Annotated in this window: 4 protein-coding genes and 1 pseudogene; all 5 read right to left on the bottom strand. The window is 79.1% G+C overall.

The features are described from left to right. Positions 1–164: 164 nt before the first annotated feature. A pseudogene (locus tag ACIA8Q_RS21775) lies at positions 165–6143 on the bottom strand (amino acid adenylation domain-containing protein); the annotation flags it as partial. Positions 6144–6146: 3 nt separating this feature from the next. Then, positions 6147–11837, bottom strand: a complete 5691-nt coding sequence (locus ACIA8Q_RS21770) for an amino acid adenylation domain-containing protein (protein ID WP_396317565.1) — start codon at positions 11835–11837, stop codon at positions 6147–6149. After that, complete coding sequence (locus ACIA8Q_RS21765) at positions 11834–16537, bottom strand: condensation domain-containing protein (RefSeq protein ID WP_360214102.1); 4704 nt, start codon at positions 16535–16537, stop codon at positions 11834–11836. The genes ACIA8Q_RS21770 and ACIA8Q_RS21765 overlap by 4 nt, the downstream gene beginning before the upstream one ends. Positions 16538–16587: 50 nt before the next feature. After that, on the bottom strand, positions 16588–18486 hold the full coding sequence (locus tag ACIA8Q_RS21760) for a non-ribosomal peptide synthetase (protein ID WP_360214100.1): 1899 nt from the start codon (positions 18484–18486) through the stop codon (positions 16588–16590). Next, a complete protein-coding gene (locus ACIA8Q_RS21755; RefSeq protein WP_396317564.1) occupies positions 18483–19412 on the bottom strand; it encodes a 3-hydroxyacyl-CoA dehydrogenase family protein in 930 nt (309 codons plus the stop codon). Before ACIA8Q_RS21755 ends, ACIA8Q_RS21760 begins: the two co-directional genes overlap by 4 nt. Positions 19413–19419 lie beyond the last annotated feature (7 nt).

Here is a 19419-nt window from a genome sequence, read left to right as displayed (position 1 = left end):
GGGCCCGCCTCCACGAAGGCGTCCACCGCGAGGACGTGCGAGAGCGCGAGGGCCGGGTCGGCCTCGCCCCGCAGGGTGCCGGGCAGCGGCCGCCAGGGCCCGCGCCGGTCGGTGTCGAACCGGCCCAGGTAGTTGAAGGCGATCGGCGCCGTGCGCTCGGGCAGCCGGCCGGCCTGCCGGAGCAGACCGTACGTCAGGCCGCGGTGCGGGGTGGCCCGCAGCGCGTCCCGGGCGGCGGTGACGGCACGGGCCTCGGCGGCACCGGCGGCCTCGTCGGCGGCGGGTTCGGCGGACCCGGCACCGGCGGCCTCGTCGGCGGCGGGTTCGGCGGAAGCGGCACCGGCGTCCAGCAGGACGGGGTGGATCACCGTGAACCAGCCGAGCGTCCGGGAGAGGTCCAGGCCGTCCAGGGGGGCCGGTTCCGGATCGCGCCCGTGGCCCTCGACGTCGACCAGGAGCGGTCCGTCGCCGGTGCGGGCGGGCCAGCCGTCCAGGGCCAGGGCGAGCGCCCCGAGCAGGATCTCCGGGACGGCGGCACCGAGCCGCTCCGGCAGCTCCGTCAGCAGGGCCGCGGTCGGGCCGCTCGGCAGCGTGGTGCGCAGGGACTCGGCGCGGGCCGCGGTGTCCCGGGCCCGGTCCAGCGGTCGGGTGCCGAGGCCGCCGGTGCCGGTGGTCAGCAGGCGGTGCCAGTGGGCGTGGTCGCCGGCCACCGCCGGGTCGGCCGCGGCCGACCGCAGGGCGCGGGCCCACTGGGCCGCCGTCACCGGGACGGCGGCGAGCTCGGCCTGGCGGCCGGCCGCGGCGGCCTCGTGGGCGAGGGCGAGGTCGTCGAGCAGGATCCGCCAGGAGACGCCGTCGACGGCGAGGTGGTGGACGACCATCAGCAGCAGTCCGCCGGCCGGGCCGTCGAACCGGACGGCCCGGAGCAGCTCGCCCCGGCGGGGGTCGAGCCGGCGGCGGGCGTCGCGCCGCTGCTCCTCGACCAGCGCCGCCAGCGCCGGCACCGGCTCCCCACCGGGCCCGAGCAGCGGGCCGGCGTCCGCCAGGCCCTCGCGGGCCAGGTCGACCCGGTGCAGCAGCGGGCCCGCCGGGACGCCGCCCACCGGGCGGACCTCGAAGTCCAGCGGCTCGCCGGGGCCTCCGGTGAGCCGCGTCCGCAGGGCGTCGTGGTGGTCGACGAGCTGTTGCAGGGCGGCGCGCAGGGTGTTCTCGGTGGCCCCGGGCGGCAGCTCGACCAGCACCGACTGGGCGGAGCCCTCGATCGGGCCGCCGCGGGAGGCCAGCCAGTGCGCGATCGGGGTGGCCGGCAGCACGGCGCCCGGTTCGGCCGGGGCGGCCGGCCGTGGCACCGGGGCGGGGGCCGGGGCTCCGGCCAGGGCGGCGAGGGCGCGCGGGGTCTGGTGGGTGAACACGTCCTTGGGCGTGATCGGCAGCCCGGCGGCCCGGGCCCGGGTGGCCAGTCGGATCGCCAGGATGCTGTCGCCGCCGAGCCGGAAGAAGCCCTCCGACGGCCCGGGCCGGGCTCGGCCGAGCACGGTGCCGAACAGGGTCCGCAGCTGGTCCTCGGCCGGCCCGGCGGCGGGGTCGGCGCCGGGGCCGGGGCCGGCCGCAGGCGCCGGGACGGCGGGCAGGGCCACGGCGTCCGGCCGGTCCGGGCCGTCCGCCAGGGCAGGCGTGTCCACCGGGGCGAGCGTGTCCACCGGGGCCGTCGGGTCGGCCAGGGCCGCGGCGAGCAGCCGGCCGAGCACCCCCGCGAGGCGTTCGGCCGTCCGCGGGCGGAAGTGGTCGGTGCTGTACTCCAGGGTGCCGTCCAGGGTGCCGTCCGGCTGCTCGGTGAAGTCGAAGAGCAGCGGGAACTTGGCCATCACCCGGTGGAGTTCGTACGGCTCGGCGGTCAGGCCGGGCAGCGCGAGGGCCGGCGGGCGGCCGGCGTGCAGGGTGACCATCACCTGGAACAGCGGGTGGCGGCCGAGTTCGCGGCCCGGCGCGAGCGCGTCCACGACCCGGTCGAAGGGCGCCGTGTCGTGGGCGAAGGCGGTGAGGTCGGCCTGCCGGACCCGGTCGACCACCTCGGCGAAGCCCGGCCGGCCCGACAGGTCGGTGCGCAGCGCCAGCGACTGGGCGAAGTGGCCGACCACCTCGTCCAGCGCCGGATCGGCGCGGCCCGCGGTGACCGTCCCGAGCACCAGGTCGGTGCCCGCGCCGGAGCGGGTGAGCAGGCAGGCGACGGCGGCGTGCAACACCATGAACAGGGTGGCGCCGCGCTGCGCCGCCAACTCCCTCGCAGCATTGACCAGTTCGGCGTTCCAGCGGAAGCCGGTGGCGGCCCCGCGCAGGGCCGTGCCGCCCGCCGGCCGGTGGTCGGCCGGCAGCGCGGTGCGCTCCGGCGCGCCCTGCAGCGCCGCGCGCCAGTGGGCGAGTTCGGCCGACAGCGGGCTGTCCGGGTCGTCCGGCGCCCCCAGGGCTCGGCCCTGCCACAGCGTGAAGTCGGCGTACTGGAGCGGCGGTTCGGGCCACTCGGGGGCCCGGCCGCGGCACCGCGCCGCGTAGCCGGCGGCGAGGTCCCGGGTCAGCGGGCGCAGCGACTGCTCGTCGGCGGCGATGTGGTGCAGCACGACCAGCAGCAGGTGGGTGCCGGGCCCGGTGGTGAGGACGGCCAGCCGCCAGGGCGGCTGGTGCGCGAGGTCGAAGGGGCGGTGCAGTTCCTCGTCCACCGCCGCCGCCAGCCCGGCCGGTCCGGGGTGCCGGACGGTGAACGGCACGGGCGGGTCGGTCAGCACCACCTGGCGGGGTGTGCCGTCGACGGCCGGGAAGACGGTCCGCAGGCTCTCGTGCCGCCGCTGGACGTCGGCCGCGGCGGCCCGCAGCGCCCGCGGGTCGAGCGGGCCGGTCAGCCGGGTGGCCAGCGGGACGTGGTAGGTGGAGCCCTGCCCGCCGAGCCGGTGCAGGACCCAGAGCCCGCGCTGGGCGTGCGAGAGCGGGACGGACTCCGGCCGGGGGCCGGCCCCCGGGCGCGGCGGGGCGGGCACCGGAGCCTCGTGGCGGGCGCCGGTCCGGGCCGCCAGGGCGGCCACCGTGGGCGCCGCGAAGACGTCCCGGATGCCGATGGCCCCGGCGAGTTCGGCGCGGGCGCGGACGACCAGCCGGTTGGCGGCCAGCGAGTCGCCGCCCAGCGCGAAGAAGCTCTCGTCCGCACCGAACCCGGCGACGCCGAGGACCTCGCCGAACAGCCGGTGCAACAGGTGCTCCCGCTCCCCGTGCGGCGCCCGGCCGCCGAGCGCCGGGGCGCCGGCCAGCGCGCGCAGCCGGTGCTCGTCGAGCTTGCCGTTGGCGGTCAGCGGGAAGGCGTCGACGGCATGGAAGGCGGCGGGCACCAGGTGCTCCGGGAGCACCCGGTGCGCGTCGGCGGCGGCGGCCCGGACGGCCTGCCGGTCGCCGAGCAGGTAGGCCGTCAGGCTCCTCCGGCCGGGCTCGCGTTCGACGGCCAGCACGGCGGCGCCGGTGATGCCGGGCAGTGCGGTCAGCGCGGCCTCGACCTCGCCGGGCTCGATCCGGTAGCCGCGCACCTTGACCTGCCGGTCGGTGCGGCCGAGGTGCTCCAGTTCGCCGTCGGGGCGGCGGCGCGCGCGGTCCCCGCTGCGGTACATCAGGGCGCCGGGCGGGCCGAAGGGGTCGGCGACGAAGCGGGCCGCGGTCAGCCCCGGGCGGCCGAGGTAGCCGCGGGCCAGGCCGGGGCCGGCCACGTACAGCTCGCCGGGCAGTCCGTCGGGCACCGGGCGCAGCGCGGCGTCCAGCAGGCGGACGGCGAGGTCGGGCAGCGGGTGGCCGATGGTGGCGGCGCCGGAGGCGGTGGCGGCGGCGTCGAGGTCGCCCGCGGTGACGTGCACCGTGGTCTCGGTGATGCCGTACATGTTGACCAGCCGGGGCGCGTCCTGGGGGTGGCGCAGGTACCAGTCGGCGAGCCGCCAGGGTTCGAGCTGCTCACCGCCGAAGACCACGTGGCGCAGGGCCAGCGGGGTGCCGGGGCGGGCCGCGTCGGCGGCGGCCAGCTGGGTGAACGCGGAGGGGGTCTGGTTGAGCACGGTGACCCGCTCGGCGGCCAGCAGCGCCAGCAGGTCCTCCGGCGAGCGGGCGGTGTCCCGGGGGACGACGACCAGTCGGCCGCCGTGCAGCAGGGCGCCCCACAGTTCCCAGACCGAGAAGTCGAAGGCGTAGGAGTGGAACAGCGTCCAGGTGTCGTCCGGTCCGAAGCCGAACCGGTCGGCGGTGGCGGTGAACAGCCGGACGACGTTGCGGTGGGTGACCAGGACGCCCTTCGGCGCCCCGGTGGAACCGGAGGTGTGGATGACGTACGCGACGGTGTCCGGGCGGGGGCGCTCGGGCGTCACCGGCGCGGCGGGGGCCGCCGCGTCGTCACGCTCCCCCGGCGCGGCGTCGAGGGAGAGCAGCGGCAGGCCGTCCGGCAGCGCGGCGCGGGCCGCCTCGTCGGTGACCACCAGCCGGGGCGCGGCGTCCTCGACGGTGGCGCGCAGCCGCCCGGCCGGGTAGTCCGGGTCCAGCGGCAGGTAGCCGGCGCCGGCCTTCTGGACGCCGAGCAGGGCGACCACCAGGTCGGGCGAGCGGTGCAGGGCGACGCCGACCAGGTCGCCGCGGCGCACCCCGCGGGCCGCCAGGCGGCGGGCCAACCCGGTGGCCCGCAGGTCGAGTTCGCGGTAGCTCAGGACGGTGCCGCCCATCGTCACGGCGGGCGCGTCCGGGCGGGCCGCGGCCTGCGCCTCGAACAGCGACACCAGGGTGTCCGGCTCCGCGCCCCCGCGGACCGGCACCGGCGCGGGGCCGGGCCCGTCGCCGGTGCGCAGCCGGCCGACGGGGAGCCCCTCGGGCGCCGCGGCCAGCGCCGTCACCAGGTCGAGCACCCGGTCCAGGTGGGCCCGGACGGTCTCCTCGGGGTAGTCGCCGACGGCGTCGGCGAACACCGGCAGGGTGTCCCCGCCGTGGTCGTAGACGCCGAGGGCGAAGTCCTCCGGCAGGCCCGGCGAGACCTCGTGCACGGTGGCCGGGACGCCGTCGAAGCGCAGGCCGAGGTCGAGCGGCAGCAGGTTCAGGGTGGGGCCGACCAGCGGCCGGTCACCGCGGGCGGCGGCGGTGTCGCGGAGCATGTCCTCGAAGCGGTAGCGCTGGCGGCGCAGCGCCGCGCGGACCCGGTCCGCGGTGGCCGCGACCAGCTCCCCGGCGGTGGCGGCCGGGTCCACGGCGAGCCGCAGCGGGACGACGTTGGCGGTCATGCCGAGGGCCTTGCGGGCCAGCGCGGCGTCCCGGCCGCGGACGCCGAGCCCGAGCACGGCCGTGCGCTCGCCGGTGTCGGCGTGCAGGGCGAGCGCCAGCGCGGCCGGGAACAGCGTGGTCCAGCCCGCGCCGGCCCGCTCCCGGAGGGCGGCCCAGCGCGGCGCGGACAGCTCCGTGCGGACGGCGACCGGCGGCTGCGGCCCGGCGCCGGTGCGGCGGGTGCGCCCGCCGGCCAGCCGGGGCGGGTCGCCGAGCCCGGCCAGCTCGGCCGCCCAGAACCCGGCGTCGGTGCGGAACCGGTCCGAGGCCCGGTAGGCGGCGTCGTCGTCCAGCAGCGCCGACAGCGGGTCGTGGAGGCCGGTGGAGCCGGGCCCGCCCGCGCGCAGCGCCGTGTACTCGGCCGCCACCCGGCGCATCAGCCCGGCCGAGCCCGTCCCGTCGCACAGGATGTGGTGCATCCGGACGTACCAGAGGTACTCCGCCTCGCCGGTGCGCAGCAGGAAGTGGTCGGCGGGCGGGCCGGCGGTCAGGTCGTAGGCGTGGGCGAGCCCGGCGGTGACGAACTCCCGGGCGGCGGCGGCCGGGTCGGCGTGGTGGCGCAGGTCCAGCCGGTGCAGCGGGTGCCCGGTGTCGTCGAGGACCTGGACGGCGCCCTCGGCGGTCGGTTCGAAGCGCACCCGCAGGCTCTCGCTGCCGGCCAGCACGGTGTGCAGCGCGCGTTCGAAGACGTCCTCGTCGACGGCGCCGTGGATCCGGACGTACTGGGCGGCGGTGAACCGCCGGCCGGTGGGGTCGGCCTGGTGACCGAACCAGATGCCCGACTGCGGTGCGGTCAGCGGCCAGCGCTGCGGCGACATGCGTCAGCTCCTCTCCGGGCCGTGCGGCCCGCCCGGCTCGTGCGGCTCGTACGGCTCCTGCGGCTCGTACGGCTCCTGCGGCTCCTGCGGGTCGGCGAGGCGGGCGAGCAGCGCCGGGGCGAGGTCGGCCAGGGCGGCCGGGCCGCCGAGGTCCTGGTGGGCGTGGTCGGTGCGGTGGCGCAGCAGCCGGCCGCCGTCCAGGTGGGGCCGCCAGGTCTCCGGCTCCTGCACGGGCCCGCTCCTCTCGGGGACGGCCTCGACGAGCAGCAGGTCGCCGCGGAAGCGGCCGGGGCGGAAGGCCCGGCCGATCCGGACGTTGTTGTCGTAGACGTCGGCGAGCGCGGTCAGGCGGCGCTCGGAGAAGACCGAGAGCGGCGAGTCGGACTCCGCCGCGAGGGCGAGGAACTCCTCGGCCGTCGGCGCGGGCGCGTCGACCGGCCGGTCGACGCCCGACAGCCGCAGCAGGGCGTTGCGGACCTGCCCCTGCTCCAGGAGCACCTCGGCCTCGGTGCGCGCGGGCAGGTCGGCGAGCACGTAGCTGTCGAGGAGGGCGAGCAGGCCCACCTCAGCGCCCTGCTCCTGCAGCCGGGTGGCCACGGCGTGGGCGACCAGTCCGCCGAAGGACCAGCCGAGCAGGTGGTAGGGCCCCTGCGGCCGGACGGCGCGGATCTCCCGCAGGCAGTCCGCGGCGACCTCCTCGACACTGGTCGGCAGCGGGCCCCGGCCGTCGAGGCCCCGGGACTGCAGGACGTAGAGCGGCCGGTCGCCGAGCGGGCCGAGCAGCGCCGCGTACGTCCAGCCGATCCCGGCGGCCGGGTGCACGCAGAACAGCGGCGCGCCGGTGCCGGTCGAGCGCAGCGGCAGCAGCGGGGCCAGCATCGGCTCCAGGCCGTCGGCGGGCGGCTCCGCGGCGGACGGGCCGTCAGGGGACGGGAGCGCCGCGGGCGGGCCGTCGGCGGACGGGAGCGCGGCGGGCGCCGGGAGCGCCTCGGACGTCGGGAGCGCGGCGGGCGCGGCGGCCGACGGCCAGGGGTCGACCAGGCCGAGCGCGCCGACGGCGGTGTCCGGTTCGGCCGCCAGGGTGTCCAACAGGTCCAGCACCCGGGCGAGCAGGGCGTCGGCGGCCGCGGCGTCGACGACGTCCTCCCGGTGCAGGACGTCCAGCTCCAGCGCGCCGCCCCGCGGGATGGCCATCAGGGTCAGCGGGTAGTGGGTGGCCGTCTCGCTGCCGGAGGCGGTGATCCGCACCCCCGGGAGTGCGTCGCGCTGGTCGCCGGCCTGCGGGAAGTTCTCGTACACCAGGACGGTGTCGAAGAGCTCGCCGAGGCCGGTGGCCCGCTGGATCTCCGGGATGCCCAGGTGCTGGTGGGCGATCAGCCGGGCCTGCTCCCGCTGGACCCGCTCCAGCAGCCCGGAGAGCGACTCGTCGGGCCGCAGGGTGACCCGCAGCGGCAGGGTGTCGATCAGGAACCCCAGGACGGACTCCGAGCCCGGCAGCTCCGGCGAGCGGCCGGAGACGATGGTCCCGAACAGCACGTCCGGGCGGCCGGTCCGCTCGGCCAGCAGCAGGGCCCAGACGGCCTGCAGCACGGTGTTGAGGGTGACGCCGAGTCCGGCCGCGAGGGCGCCGAGGCGCTCGGTGCGCCGCTCGCCCAGGTCGCGGTAGCGGCGGGACGACCACCCGGTGGCGGGCGGCGGCCCGGGCGGGGTCAGCAGGGTGGGCTCGGGCGGCCCGGCCAGGGCCTCGCGCCACGCCCGGCGGGCGGCCTCGTGGTCGCGGCCGGCCAGCCAGGCGAGGTGGTCGCGCAGCGGCACCGGGTCCGGCAGCGGCACCGGGTCGGCCGACGGCAGCGGGTCGGGCGGCACGGCCCGTTCCCGGTAGAGCGCGGCCAGTTCGGGCAGGAGCAGCTGGTTGGACCAGCCGTCGACGAGCGTGTGGTGCGCGACGACGACCAGCCGGGACCGGTCCGCCGCCAGGCGCAGCAGGGTGAAGCGGATCAGCGGCGGGTCGGCCGGGTCGAACCGGGTGGTCCGGTCCCGGGCGGCCTCCTGCTCCGTCCGGGCGAGTCGTTCGGCCGGGCTCAGGCCGGTGAGGTCCAGCTCGGTGAACGGCGCCGGGCGGTCCGGGACGACCTGGACCGGGCGCCCGCCGGGCAGCCGGACGAACCCGGCCATCAGGTTCGGGTGGCGGCGGCAGAGCGCCTCGACGGCCCCGCGCAGCGCGGCCGCGTCCAGCCGGCCCGCGAAGTCCGTCCACAGCCGCATCACGAAGGCGTCGCCGCCGTCCTGGCCGTGGTGCGCGCTGAACAGCAGCCGTTCCTGGAGCGGGGTCAGCGGCAGCACCTCCCGGTGGCCCGGGAACCGCTCCGCGAGCCAGGCGCGGTCGGCGGCGTCCAGCGGGAGCAGCTCACCGCCGCCGGGGCGGCCGGCTGCTGGGCCGGCCGGGTCGACCGGGGTGGCGACCGCCGCGAGCCCGGCCGGGGTGGGATGGGCGAAGACGTCCTCCGGCGCGAGGGCGAGGCCGGCCCGGCGGGCCCGGCGGAGCAGCTTGATGGAGCGGATGCTGTCCCCGCCGAGGGCGAAGAAGCCGTCGTCCGGGCCGACTTCGGGCAGGCCGAGGACCCCGGCGAACAGCTCGCGCAGCAGCCGGGTGCGGTGCTGCCCGGGGTCGGGGGCCGGGGTCGCCGCGGCAGGGTCCGCGGCGGCCGCGGGGGCGACCGGGTCGGCTGCGGACGGCTCCGTGACGGCCGGGTCCGGGCCGGCGTCCGCCGGCGGGGCGTCGGCGGAGGGCGGGGCGTCGGCGGGCGGGACGTCGGCGGAGGACGGGGCGTCTGCGTGGGGCGGGACGTCGGCGGAGGACGGGGCAATCGACCCGGCGGCCAGCTCGGCGAGCGCCCGCCGGTCGGTCTTGCCGTTGGCGTTGGTCGGCAGCGCGTCCAGGAGGACCACCGCGGCCGGCACCACCGCTGCGGGCAGCTCCTCGCCGAGCGCCGCCCGGACGGCCCGCGGGTCGGCCGGGCCGCCCTCCCCGGCGACCAGGAAGGCCGTCGTCCGGCGGTCCCCCTCGCCGTCCTCGGTGGCGACCACCACCGCCTGCCGGACGCCCGGCATGGCCGTCAACCGGGCCTCGATCTCGCCGAGTTCGATCCGGTGGCCGCGGATCTTCACCTGCTGGTCGGTGCGGCCGAGGAACTCCAGCTGCCCGGCGGCGGTCCAGCGGGCGAGGTCCCCGGTGCGGTACATCCGGGCGCCGGGCGGGCCGAACGGATCGGGCAGGAAGCGCTCGGCGGTGGCCCCGGGCCGGTGGGCGTAGCCGCGGGCCAGGTGGTCGCCGGCCAGGTAGAGCTCACCGGTGGCGCCGACGGGCGCGGGCCGCAGGACCGGGTCGAGGACGTGGGCGCGCACGTTGCCGATCGGGGTGCCGATCGGCGGCTCGCCCTCGGCGCCGGGCGGGCACGCCGCGGCCGTCGCGTACACCACGGCCTCGGTGGGCCCGTAGAGGTTGAGCACCCGGGCCCGCGGGTTGCGGTCGTGCACCCGGCGGACCACCTCGGCGGGCAGCGCCTCCCCGCAGAAGACGTAGACGGCGGCCCGCTCGTGCACCCACTCCGCGTCGGCGACCTGCCGGTACACCGACGGCACGGTGTTGACCAGGCTCCCGGACCAGTCGGGGCGCTCCAGCAGCGAGAGCAGGCTGTCGACGAGGTCGACGCCGCCGCCGGTGAACAGCGGCACCAGGAGCTCGAAGACCGACAGGTCGAAGGAGAGCGGGGTCGAGCCGAGCACCCGGGAGAAGGCCTCGGGGCCGAGCTCCGCCACCGCCCAGGCCGCGAGGTTGGCCACCGAACGATGGGTGACCACCACGCCCTTGGGCGTCCCGGTCGAGCCGGAGGTGTACAGGACGTACGCCGCGTTGCCGGGCAGCGGGCCGACGGGGTCGGCCTGCGCCGCCGCGGGCCCGGTGGGCGCACCGGCCTCGTCGAGCAGGACGACGGCGGGGCCGGCCACCCCCGGCCGCGGCTCCGCCCCCGGCTGCGATTCCGGCTCCGGCTCCGGCAGGAGGGGAGCCAGGTCCGCGGTGGTCAGGACCGCCCGCGGACGGGCGTCCGCGAGCAGGAAGGCCACCCGGCCGCGCGGGTGGGCCGGGTCCACCGGCAGGTAGGCGGCGCCGGCCCTCAGCACCCCCAGCACGGCCGCGACCAACGCGGGGGTGCGCGGCAGCAGCACCGCGACGACGTCCTCGCGGCCGATGCCGAGTCCGGCCAGGTGCCGGGCGATCCGCTCGGAGCACGCGTCCAGGCCCGCGTAGTCCAGCTCGGTGCCCGCGCCGCGCACCGCGACGGCGGCCGGGGTCCGCGCGGCCCGGGCGGCGAACGCCGCCGGCACGGTGGCCGCGGGCACCGCGCGGTCGGTGGCGTTGACCTTCCGCAGCAGGGCGAGCTCCTCCTCGCCGGCCAGGTCGAAGGAGTGCAGCGGCGCGTCGGGCCGCTCCGCCAGCCGCGCCAGCAGCCGGACCGTCCGGCGGTGCGCCGCCGGGTCCGCGCCGTGGCCGCCGGCGGCGACCCGCCACCCGCCGTCCGGGTCGGCCGGCCCGGGGGCGGGGTCGGCGCGCAGCACCAGGCCGGGCAGCGGCTCGCCCCAGGCCCGTGCCAGCACGGCCACCGCCTCCGGACCGTACGCCACCCGCTCGGCGCCGTCGGCGAGCCCGGTGACCAGGCCGTACCCGGAGGACGGGCTCCAGGGCAGGTCGAGGTCGGGGCGGTGGCCGTGCCGGCGGGCCGCCCGCAGCGCCCGGCCGGCCTGCCGCAGGACGTCGGTGAAGCACAGTTCGGGGGCGGCGGCGAGCCGCACCGGGACGACCAGACCGCGGCCGCCGGGGCCCGGCGCGGGCGTCCAGTGGCCGAGCAGCAGGTCCCGTGCGCCGGTCAGCCGGTGCGTGTGGACGGCCGCGGCGGCCAGCAGCACCGCCGCGGGCCCCGCGCCGCCGGCCCGGGCCGCCCGGGCCAGCGCGGCCGGGCCGGCCACCGGCAGCCAGGGCAGCTCGACGGGCGGTGCGCCCGGCCCGGCCGGGCGGGCGCCGGCCGCGGGCTCGGGGGCGGCCAGCCCGGCCAGGGCCTGCCGCCAGTGCGCCCGGTCGGCGGGCCGCTCGCCCTCCGGCTCCGGGACGGCCGGGCGGGCGCCGGCCGGGGGCGGGGCGGCCTCGCCGTCCGCGGCGTACAGCTCGGCGGCCCGGCGGACCAGTGCGGCCAGCCCGCCGTCGTCGTCGAGCAGCCGGTGGTGGCGCTGGAACCAGAGCAGCCCGCCGTCCGGACGGCGGATCAGCACGTGGCGCAGCAGGGGCCCGCGGGCGAGGTCGAGCGGGCGGCTGAGTTCGGCGGCGGTCCAGCCGTCCAGGTCCGCCGGGTCGAGGTCGAGCAGTTCGACCGCGAGCGGGCGGGCCGGGCCGGGCGGGAGGCACAGCGCGGCCCCGCCCGGGGCGCCGGGGCGGTCGGTGCGCAGGGCGGCGCGCAGGTCCGGGCGTTCGGCCAGCGCCCGGGCCACGGCGCGGCGCAGCCGGTCGGGTGCGATCCGGCCCTCGAACCGGACCAGGCGCGCCACGCAGTCGGTGGCCAGGCCGGGGGTGTCCCGCAGGACGGCCCGGCGGGCGGCGTCGAGCGGGGCGGCGTCGAGCGGGGTGGGGGTGGAGCTGCTCATCGGGCGTCCCTCCGGGCGGCGTCGGTCTGCGGGGGTGCGGCCGCGGTCGGCCGGGTGCCGACCGGGGCCGGGCCCGGCTCCGGGTCGGCGTGTTCGGCCGCCACGTCGTGGACGGGCCGGTCTGGCTCGGCGAGCAGGCCGCGCAGCAGCTCGCGCAGGGCGGTGGCGAAGCCGGCGGCGGTCGACGGGTCGAAGAGCTCCGGGGCGTAGTGGACGGTCAGGGCGGTCGGGCCGCCGCCCGGCCCGGACCGCCAGGCCAGGTCGAGTTCGGCCGGCCCTGGGCCCTGGGTGGCCGGGCCGTCCTGGTCCGGGCCGTCCTGGTCCGGGCCGTCCTGGTCCGAACCTCCGAACTCACCGCTGTCGCGTCCGTCGCCGCGGTCGCCGCGGGAGCGGACGGTCGGTTCGGCTCCGGGGGCGGCCACCGCGGCGGTGGCGGTCCGCTCGACCAGGGCGGCGAAGCCGGGTTCGTCGGAGAGGTCGGCCCTCAGCAGGGTGCCGCCGGGCAGGCCGACCGCCACCTCGTCCTCTCCTGAGATCCACGAGAGCAGCACCAGCCAGCCGGCCCGCAGCACCCGCTCGGGGTCGGTGCCGAAGGCCTCGACCGCCTCCCGGAGCGGCTGGTCGACCGGGGTGGTGGCGGCGCGTGCGGCGGCGACGGGGCTGCCCGGGCGGGGGCGGTCGGTGGGGACGTCCAGCCGGACGGGTCCGGAGGGGACCGGTCCACGGGGGGCCGGTTCGCCGGGGGCCTGGGCGGCACCCGGGGCCGGGGCCCACAGCCCGGCGAGCGGCGCGGTGCCGTCGGCCGCGACGAGTTCGCCGAGCAGCGCGGTGTACTCCGCGGCGAACGCGGCCGCCGTCGCGGCGGTGAACAGCTGGGTGCTGAACTCCAGGCAGGCGGTCATCGCGTCGTCGCCGGCCCGGTCGGAGGTGATCAGCGTGAGGTCGAACTTGGCGGTGCCGCCGGGCAGGCCGCCGAAGAGGTTGGCACGGGTGTGCCCGGTGTCGAAGTACCCGGTGGAGGTGCCCTCGATCCGCTGGATCGGCGGCAGCTCCTGGTGCACGAAGAAGACGTCGAACAGCGGGCTGCGGCCCGGGTCGCGCTCCGCCGTCAGGGCCTGGACGACCTTGTCGAACGGGATCTCCTGGTGCTCCAGGGCCTCCAGCACCACGGTGCGCACCCGGCGCAGGAAGCCGGCCACCGACGGGTCGCCGGAGAGGTCGGCGCGCAGCGCCACGGTGCTGTTGAAGAAGCCGATCAGGCCCTCCAGTTCGGGCCGGTTGCGCCCGGTGGTCGGGGTGCCGACGACCAGGTCGTCCTGCTCGCTGTGGCGGGCCAGCAGCAGGTAGAGGCCGGCGAGCAGGACCACGAAGAGGGTCGCGGAGTGCTCGGCCGCGAGCCGGCGCAGCTCGCGCATCAGCTCGGCGTCCAGGGTGAAGACGGCCAGGTCCCCGGCGTAGTCCTTGCGGGCCGGGCGGGGGTGGTCGGTGGGCAGCCGCAGCACGGGGGCGTCCCGCAGCTTCTCCCGCCAGTAGGCGAGCTCGCCGTCCAGGGCGGGGCCGGCCACCAGGTCCCGCTGCCAGGCGGCGTAGTCGGCGAACTGGACCGGCAGCGGCGCGAGGCGGTGCGGGCGGCCCTCGCGGCGGGCGGCGTGGAGTTCGGGCAGCTCGCGGGCGAAGATCCGCGGGGAGGCGCCGTCGTTGACGGCGTGGTGCATGGTCACCTGGAGCACGTGCTCCTCGGGGGCGGTGCGGACCACGAGCACCCGCACCAGCGGGTCGTGGGCCAGGTCGAAGCGGTGCCCGGCGGCCCGCCGGACCAGCTCCCGGGCGGCGGCCTGCGGATCCGGCTCGCCCGAGACGTCCCGGAAGGCGAAGAAGTCCCCGGGCTCGGGCCGCAGGCGCAGCACCGGCTGGTCGTCCTCCTCGACGAAGTTGGACCGCAGCACCTCGTGGCGCAGCATCAGGTCGTGCCACATGCCGCGGACGGCGTCGACGTCGAGCGGGCCGCTGATCCGGCTGACCATCGGCAGGTTGTAGAGGGTGGTGTCCGGGTCGAGCTGGTGGTGGAACCAGATCCGGTCCTGGCCGAAGGAGGTGACCGCGGCGCCGCGCGGGACGACCGGGGGCAGGGCGGGGGCGGACGGGCGGCCCGCCCTGGCCCGGATGAGCGCGGCGAGGGCGCCGACCTCGGGGTGCTCGTAGACGTCGAGCAGCTTGGGGCGGAAGCCGAAGCGGGCCTCGACGCGGTCGGCGAGCTGCAGGGCGATGATCGAGTTGCCGCCGAGCTCGAAGTAGTGGTCGGCCGGGCCGAGCGGCTGCTCACTGTGCAGCAGTTCGGCCAGCACGCCGGCGAGCCAGGGCTGCGGGTCCTCCGGCCGCTCGACGGGGGCGGGCGCGACGGCGGTGGCGGGCGCGGCAGCGGTGGCGGGCGCGGCAGCGATGGCGGGCGCGGCAGCGATGGCGGCAGCGGACGGGACGAGCGCGGCGGGTGCGGCCGGCGGCCGGAGCCAGCACGGGGTGGCGGCCAGCGGGTGCCCGGGCAGCCGCAGCCGGCGGGCCGTACCGGGGGCGGGGCCGAGCGCGGCCCAGTCGAGCTCGACGCCGGCCTCGTACAGCCGGCCGAGCAGGGCCTCGAATCCGTCGGCGGCCGTGCCCGCACCCGCGGCCGCGGCCTCGGCCTCGGCCTCGGCGGGGACGGTCACCAGCCGGGCGCCGTCCTGCCCGTGCGGACCGAACCGCTCGGCGAGCAGCCGGCCGAGCACCCCGCCCGGGCCGGGGTCGACGAACACCACCGGTCCGGCGGCGGTGAGCCGCTCGGCGGCCGCGACCAGGCGGTCCCGGTCCGGCGGCGGGGCCTCGACGCCGGCGGCGAGCTCCCGGGTGTCCGCGGCGGTGAGGGTGCCGAGCAGGTGCCGGGCCGCGTAGCGGGACACGCCGCTGCTGAGCACCGTCTCGACCGGCACGCCGGCGGCCAGCAGGGCGCGGTGGAGGGCCAGTTGACCGGCCAGGAGTTCGGCCTCCACCCGGCCGGTGGCGGGCAGGTCCGCGGGCAGCGGCGCCGGGCCGGGGGCGACGGGGGCGGCGTCCGGGGAGAGCAGCAGACAGACGGCGGGCGGCCCGCCGCGGCCGCCGGGCGCGGCGTCGGCGACCGGCTCGCCCGGCCCCGGAGCCCGGTCGGCGAGGGCGCGGGCCAGTCCGGCGGTGTCCCGGGCCGCCACGGCGAGCCGGTACCGGTGGTGGGCGCGCCCGGAGTTGAGGGTGTGGGCGACGTCGTCGAGGTCGGCGCCGGCGGCCGGTCCGGCCAGGGCGGCGCCGAGGTCCGCGCAGAGCGCGGCCAGCGCGGGGCGGCTGCGGGCGGAGACCGCGACCAGCCGGGCCGGACGCGGCCCTTCGGCCCGGCGCGGCGCGGCGGGCGCGGGCGCGGGCGGCCGCTGGACGACGCAGTGGGCGTTGATGCCGGCCAGGCTGTACGAGCTGACGCCCGCGATCCGCTCCGCGCCTTCCCAGGGCCGCAGTTCGGTGACCACCTCGACGGGGTCGAGGGCCGCCGCGTCCACCGGCCGGCGGAAGTGCAGCGAGGGGTAGAGCTCGCCGTGCCCGACCGCGAGGACGGCCTTGACCAGGCCGGCGATCCCGGCGGCGTGGTCGAGGTGGCCGATGTTGGTCTTGACCGAGCCGATCGGCAGCCGCCGGCCCCGCCCGCCGAAGCCGCGGGTGCCGAACACCTGCCCCAGGCCCTCCAGTTCGACGGCGTCGCCGAGCCGGGTGCCGGAGCCGTGCGCCTCCAGGTAGCCGGCCAGCGCCGGGTCGAGGCCGGCGGCGCGCCAGGCGGCGCCGATGACGGCCGCGTGGGCGGGCGCGCTCGGGGTGCTGATGGTGGCGGCGGCCCGGCCGTTGTGCCGGACGGCGCTGCCGCGGAGGACGGCGTGCACGGGCGCGCCGTCGGCACGGGCCCGGCCGAGGGTGGTGAGCAGCAGGACGGCGCCGCCCTCTCCGCTCACCGTGCCGTCGGCGTCGGCGTCGAAGGCCCGGCAGCGCCCGCCCGGGGAGACGAGTTCGGTCATCCCCTCGGTCTGCGGGGCGGGCAGGCCCTCGGGGCGCAGGCTGAAGCCCCCGGCGAGCGCGTACGCGGCCTCGCCGTCGCGCAGTTCGCGGCAGGCCTGGTGGACGGCGACGAGCGAGCCGTTGCAGCCGGTGTCGACGGCGTAGCAGGGGCCGGTGAAGCCGAGCACGTGGGCGATCCGGGCGGGCAGCGCGAAGGGGACGTTGCCGAGGGCGCCGAGCGGGCCGGGTTCGGCGGCGGCGGCCCGGTAGCCGGACGCGGCGGCGCTGAGCACCACGGCCACCGGGTGCCCGCGCAGGGCGTCCACGGGGTAGCCGGCGTCCTCGACGGCCCGGTGGGCGAGGACCAGGGCGATCCGGTGCTGCGGGTCCATCAGGGCGGCCTCGCGCCGGGAGAGGCCGAAGAACGCGTGGTCGAAGGTGTGGACGTCGGCGAGGTGGCCCATCGGGAGGCGGTGGGCGTCCGGGTCGAGTCCGGTGGCGGCGGCCCGGGCGGCCGGCATGGCGCCCACCGAGTCCCGGCCGGCGGCGAGGTTGGCGCGGAAGGCGGCCAGGTCGTCGGCGTCGGGGAAGCGGGCGCCGATGCCGACGACCGCGATGTCGGTGTCGCGGGGCGCCGTCGTGGGGCTGGTGGTCACTGTCTCTGCTCCCGTTCCTCGGGCTCGGTGCGCGTTCGCCGGTTCGTCCGTCAGACCTCGTACGCGGTGCCCGGTCCGGGGCCCGGGTGCTCCGGCGGGCCGGGCGGCGGGGCCGTGGCGGCGACGGCGGCGGCCTGGTCGGCGACGGTGCGCAGGTCGAAGAGCCGGCCGACCCGGACGGCGCCGGGCCAGGTGCGCTCGAGCCGCAGGTGCAGGTCGACCACGCGCCGGGAGTTGCCGCCGACGGCGAAGAAGTCGTCCCGGGGCCCGAAGTCGCGGTGGCCGAGGACGTCCGCCCAGAACCCGGTCACCACCGCCACGGCGGCACCGGTGCCCCGGTCCTGGCCTACCGGGGCCTCTCCGTCCACGCCCCCGCCCTCCACGCCCCCGCCGTCCGGGCCCCCGGCCTGCGGTACCGCCGGGAGCAGCGCGCGCAGCGCCCGCAGGTCGGTCTTTCCGGACGGCGCCAGCGGGAACGCCGCCACCCGGACGAACCGCTCGGGCACCGCCGGCCCGCCGACCAGGGCCGCGCAGTGCGCGACCAGCTCCCCCGCCCCCGGGCCGGGCGCGGCCTGGTCCACCGGGGACCAGAAGGCCGCCAGCGCGGTGCCGCCCGCCGGGTCGGCGACGGCGAGCACCGCGGCCTGCCGCACGGCGGGGTGGCGGGCCAGGGCCGCCTCCACCTCCTCCCGCTCGACCCGGACCCCGCGCACCTTGAGCTGCCCGTCGGCCCGGCCGCGGAAGACCAGGGCGCCGGTGGCGTCGACCGCGGCGAGGTCGCCGGTGCGGTACATCCGGGCGCCGGGGGCGGGCGCGAACGGGTCCGGGACGAAACGCAGCGCGGTGTCGACGGGCCGGCCGGCGTAGCCCTCGGCGACCTGCGGGCCGGCCACGTACAGTTCGCCGGTCCGCCCGGGCGGCACCGGCGCCAGTCGCCCGTCCAGCAGGTGGATCCGGGCCCCGGCGGTGGGGCGCCCGATCGGGACGGGGTCGGCCGGCGCGGGCGGGACGTCGTGGGCGACCACCGTCACGGTGGTCTCGGTGGCCCCGTACTCGTTGCGCAGTGCGGTGCCCGGCAGGACGGCGCGGTGGCGGGCGGCCTGCGCGGCCGGCAGGGCCTCGCCGCCGACGATCCACCGGCGCAGGTGGCTGTCGGCGCCCGCCAGGTACGGCAGCATCAGCCGGTGGAAGGAGGGCGGGCAGACCGCCACCTCGACCCGGTGGCGCCGCACCAGGGCGGCGCAGGCCTCCGGGTCGGGCAGGGCCCGCTCGTCCGGCAGCACCGCGGTGCCGCCGCCGCACAGCGTGTGGAGCAGCATCAGCAGCGGGCCGTCCCAGGAGAGCCGGGAGGCGGTGAAGGTGGTCGCGGCGGGGTCCTCGTCGCGGGAGGCGACCAGCGCGGCGAGGGCGCCCCGGGAGACCAGGACGGCCTTGGGCTCGCCGGTGGTGCCGGAGGTGGTGACGGCGTAGGCGGGCGCGGAGGCGGGCGCGGCGGCGTCCGGGAGCGGGCCGGCGGCCGGCGCGGGGCCGGTCTCGGGCACCAGGGCGACCGGCCGGCCGCAGCCGGCCACCAGCTCGCGGACGGCGGCGGGGGCCGTGGCCCGGTCCGCCTCGTCGTGCACCAGGACGCCGCAGCCGCCGTCGCGCAGCAGCGCGCGGACCGCGGCGGCGGGCCGGTCGGGTTCCAGGACGCACCAGGCGGCGCCGAGCCGCAGGGCGGCCAGCATGCCGACGACGGTCCGCACCCCCTGACGGCGGTGGACCAGCACCAGCCCGCCGGGGGCGGCGCCGGCCGCGGCCAGCCGGGCGGCCAGCTCCCGGGTCGCGACGTCGAGCCGCCGGTACGTCAGGGACTCCCCGCCGACCACCACGGCCGTCCGGTCGGGCACCGTGCGGAACCGTTCCCGGATCAGGTCGAGCACGTCGGCGGCCGGCCGCCCGGCGGTCACGGCCGCGTCCCGTAGGCGTGGAAGCCCAGCCCGGTCTTGCGGCCGAGGTGACCGCGGCGCACCAGGTCGAGCAGCAGCCCGCAGGGCCGGTAGCGCTCGTCCCCGGTGGTCTCCAGCAGGACGTCGAGGGTGTCCACGATGGTGTCGAGCCCGATCAGGTCCGCGGTGCGCAGCGGCCCCATGGCGTGGCCGAAGCAGTCCTGGAAGATCAGGTCGACGGTCTCCGCGTCGGCCACGCCCTCCTGCACCCGGGCGGCCGCGTCGTTGACCATCGGCATCAGCACCCGGTTGGAGACGAAGCCCGGCGAGTCGCGCACCACGTGGGCGCGGCGGCCGACCCCGGCGAGCAGGGCGAGGGTGGTCTCCAGCGTCCGGGCGGTGGTCGCCGGGCCGCGCACCACCTCGACGGTCTCCTTGAGGTAGGCGGGGTTCATGAAGTGGGTGGCGAGCACCCGGTCGGGCCGGTCGGTGTAGGAGGCGAGCCGGCGGACCGGGACGGCCGAGGTGCAGGAGGCGAAGACCGTCTCGGGGGCGCAGACCTCGTCGAGCTCCCGGAGCACCCGCTCCTTGACGGAGAGCCGCTCGGAGGCGCACTCCACGACGAAGCCGGCCTCCGCCAGGCGGCCGAACTCGTCCGTCCAGCGGACCAGTCCGACGGTCTCCGCGGCCGTGGGCCGGGCCTCGTCGGCGGCCGGTCGGCGGCCCAGCAGGCGCGCGGCCCGCAGGCCGTCCCGCAGCCGGCCCGGGGCGGCGTCGAGGGCGGGGCGGTGGCGGTCGACCACCACCACCGGGTGCCCGGCCGAGGCGAAGACCTGGGCGACGGCGGTGCCCATGGTGCCGGCGCCGACGATCCCGACCGGGATCCGTCCTGCGGTGCCCGCACCGCTCCCGGCGGTGTCCCGGGGCGTGGTGTCCTGCGTGTGCACGGTGTCC

The sequence above is a fragment of the Kitasatospora sp. NPDC051705 genome (assembly GCF_044453265.1).
Taxonomy (GTDB): Bacteria; Actinomycetota; Actinomycetes; order Streptomycetales; family Streptomycetaceae; genus Kitasatospora.
This window is presented reverse-complemented; position numbering and strand designations above follow the sequence as displayed.

Bases quoted from the DNA above. Each gene is read 5' to 3' on its own strand.
- ACIA8Q_RS21770 (WP_396317565.1), bottom strand. From the start codon at position 11,837: ATGAGCAGCTCCACCCCCACCCCGCTCGACGCCGCCCCGCTCGACGCC.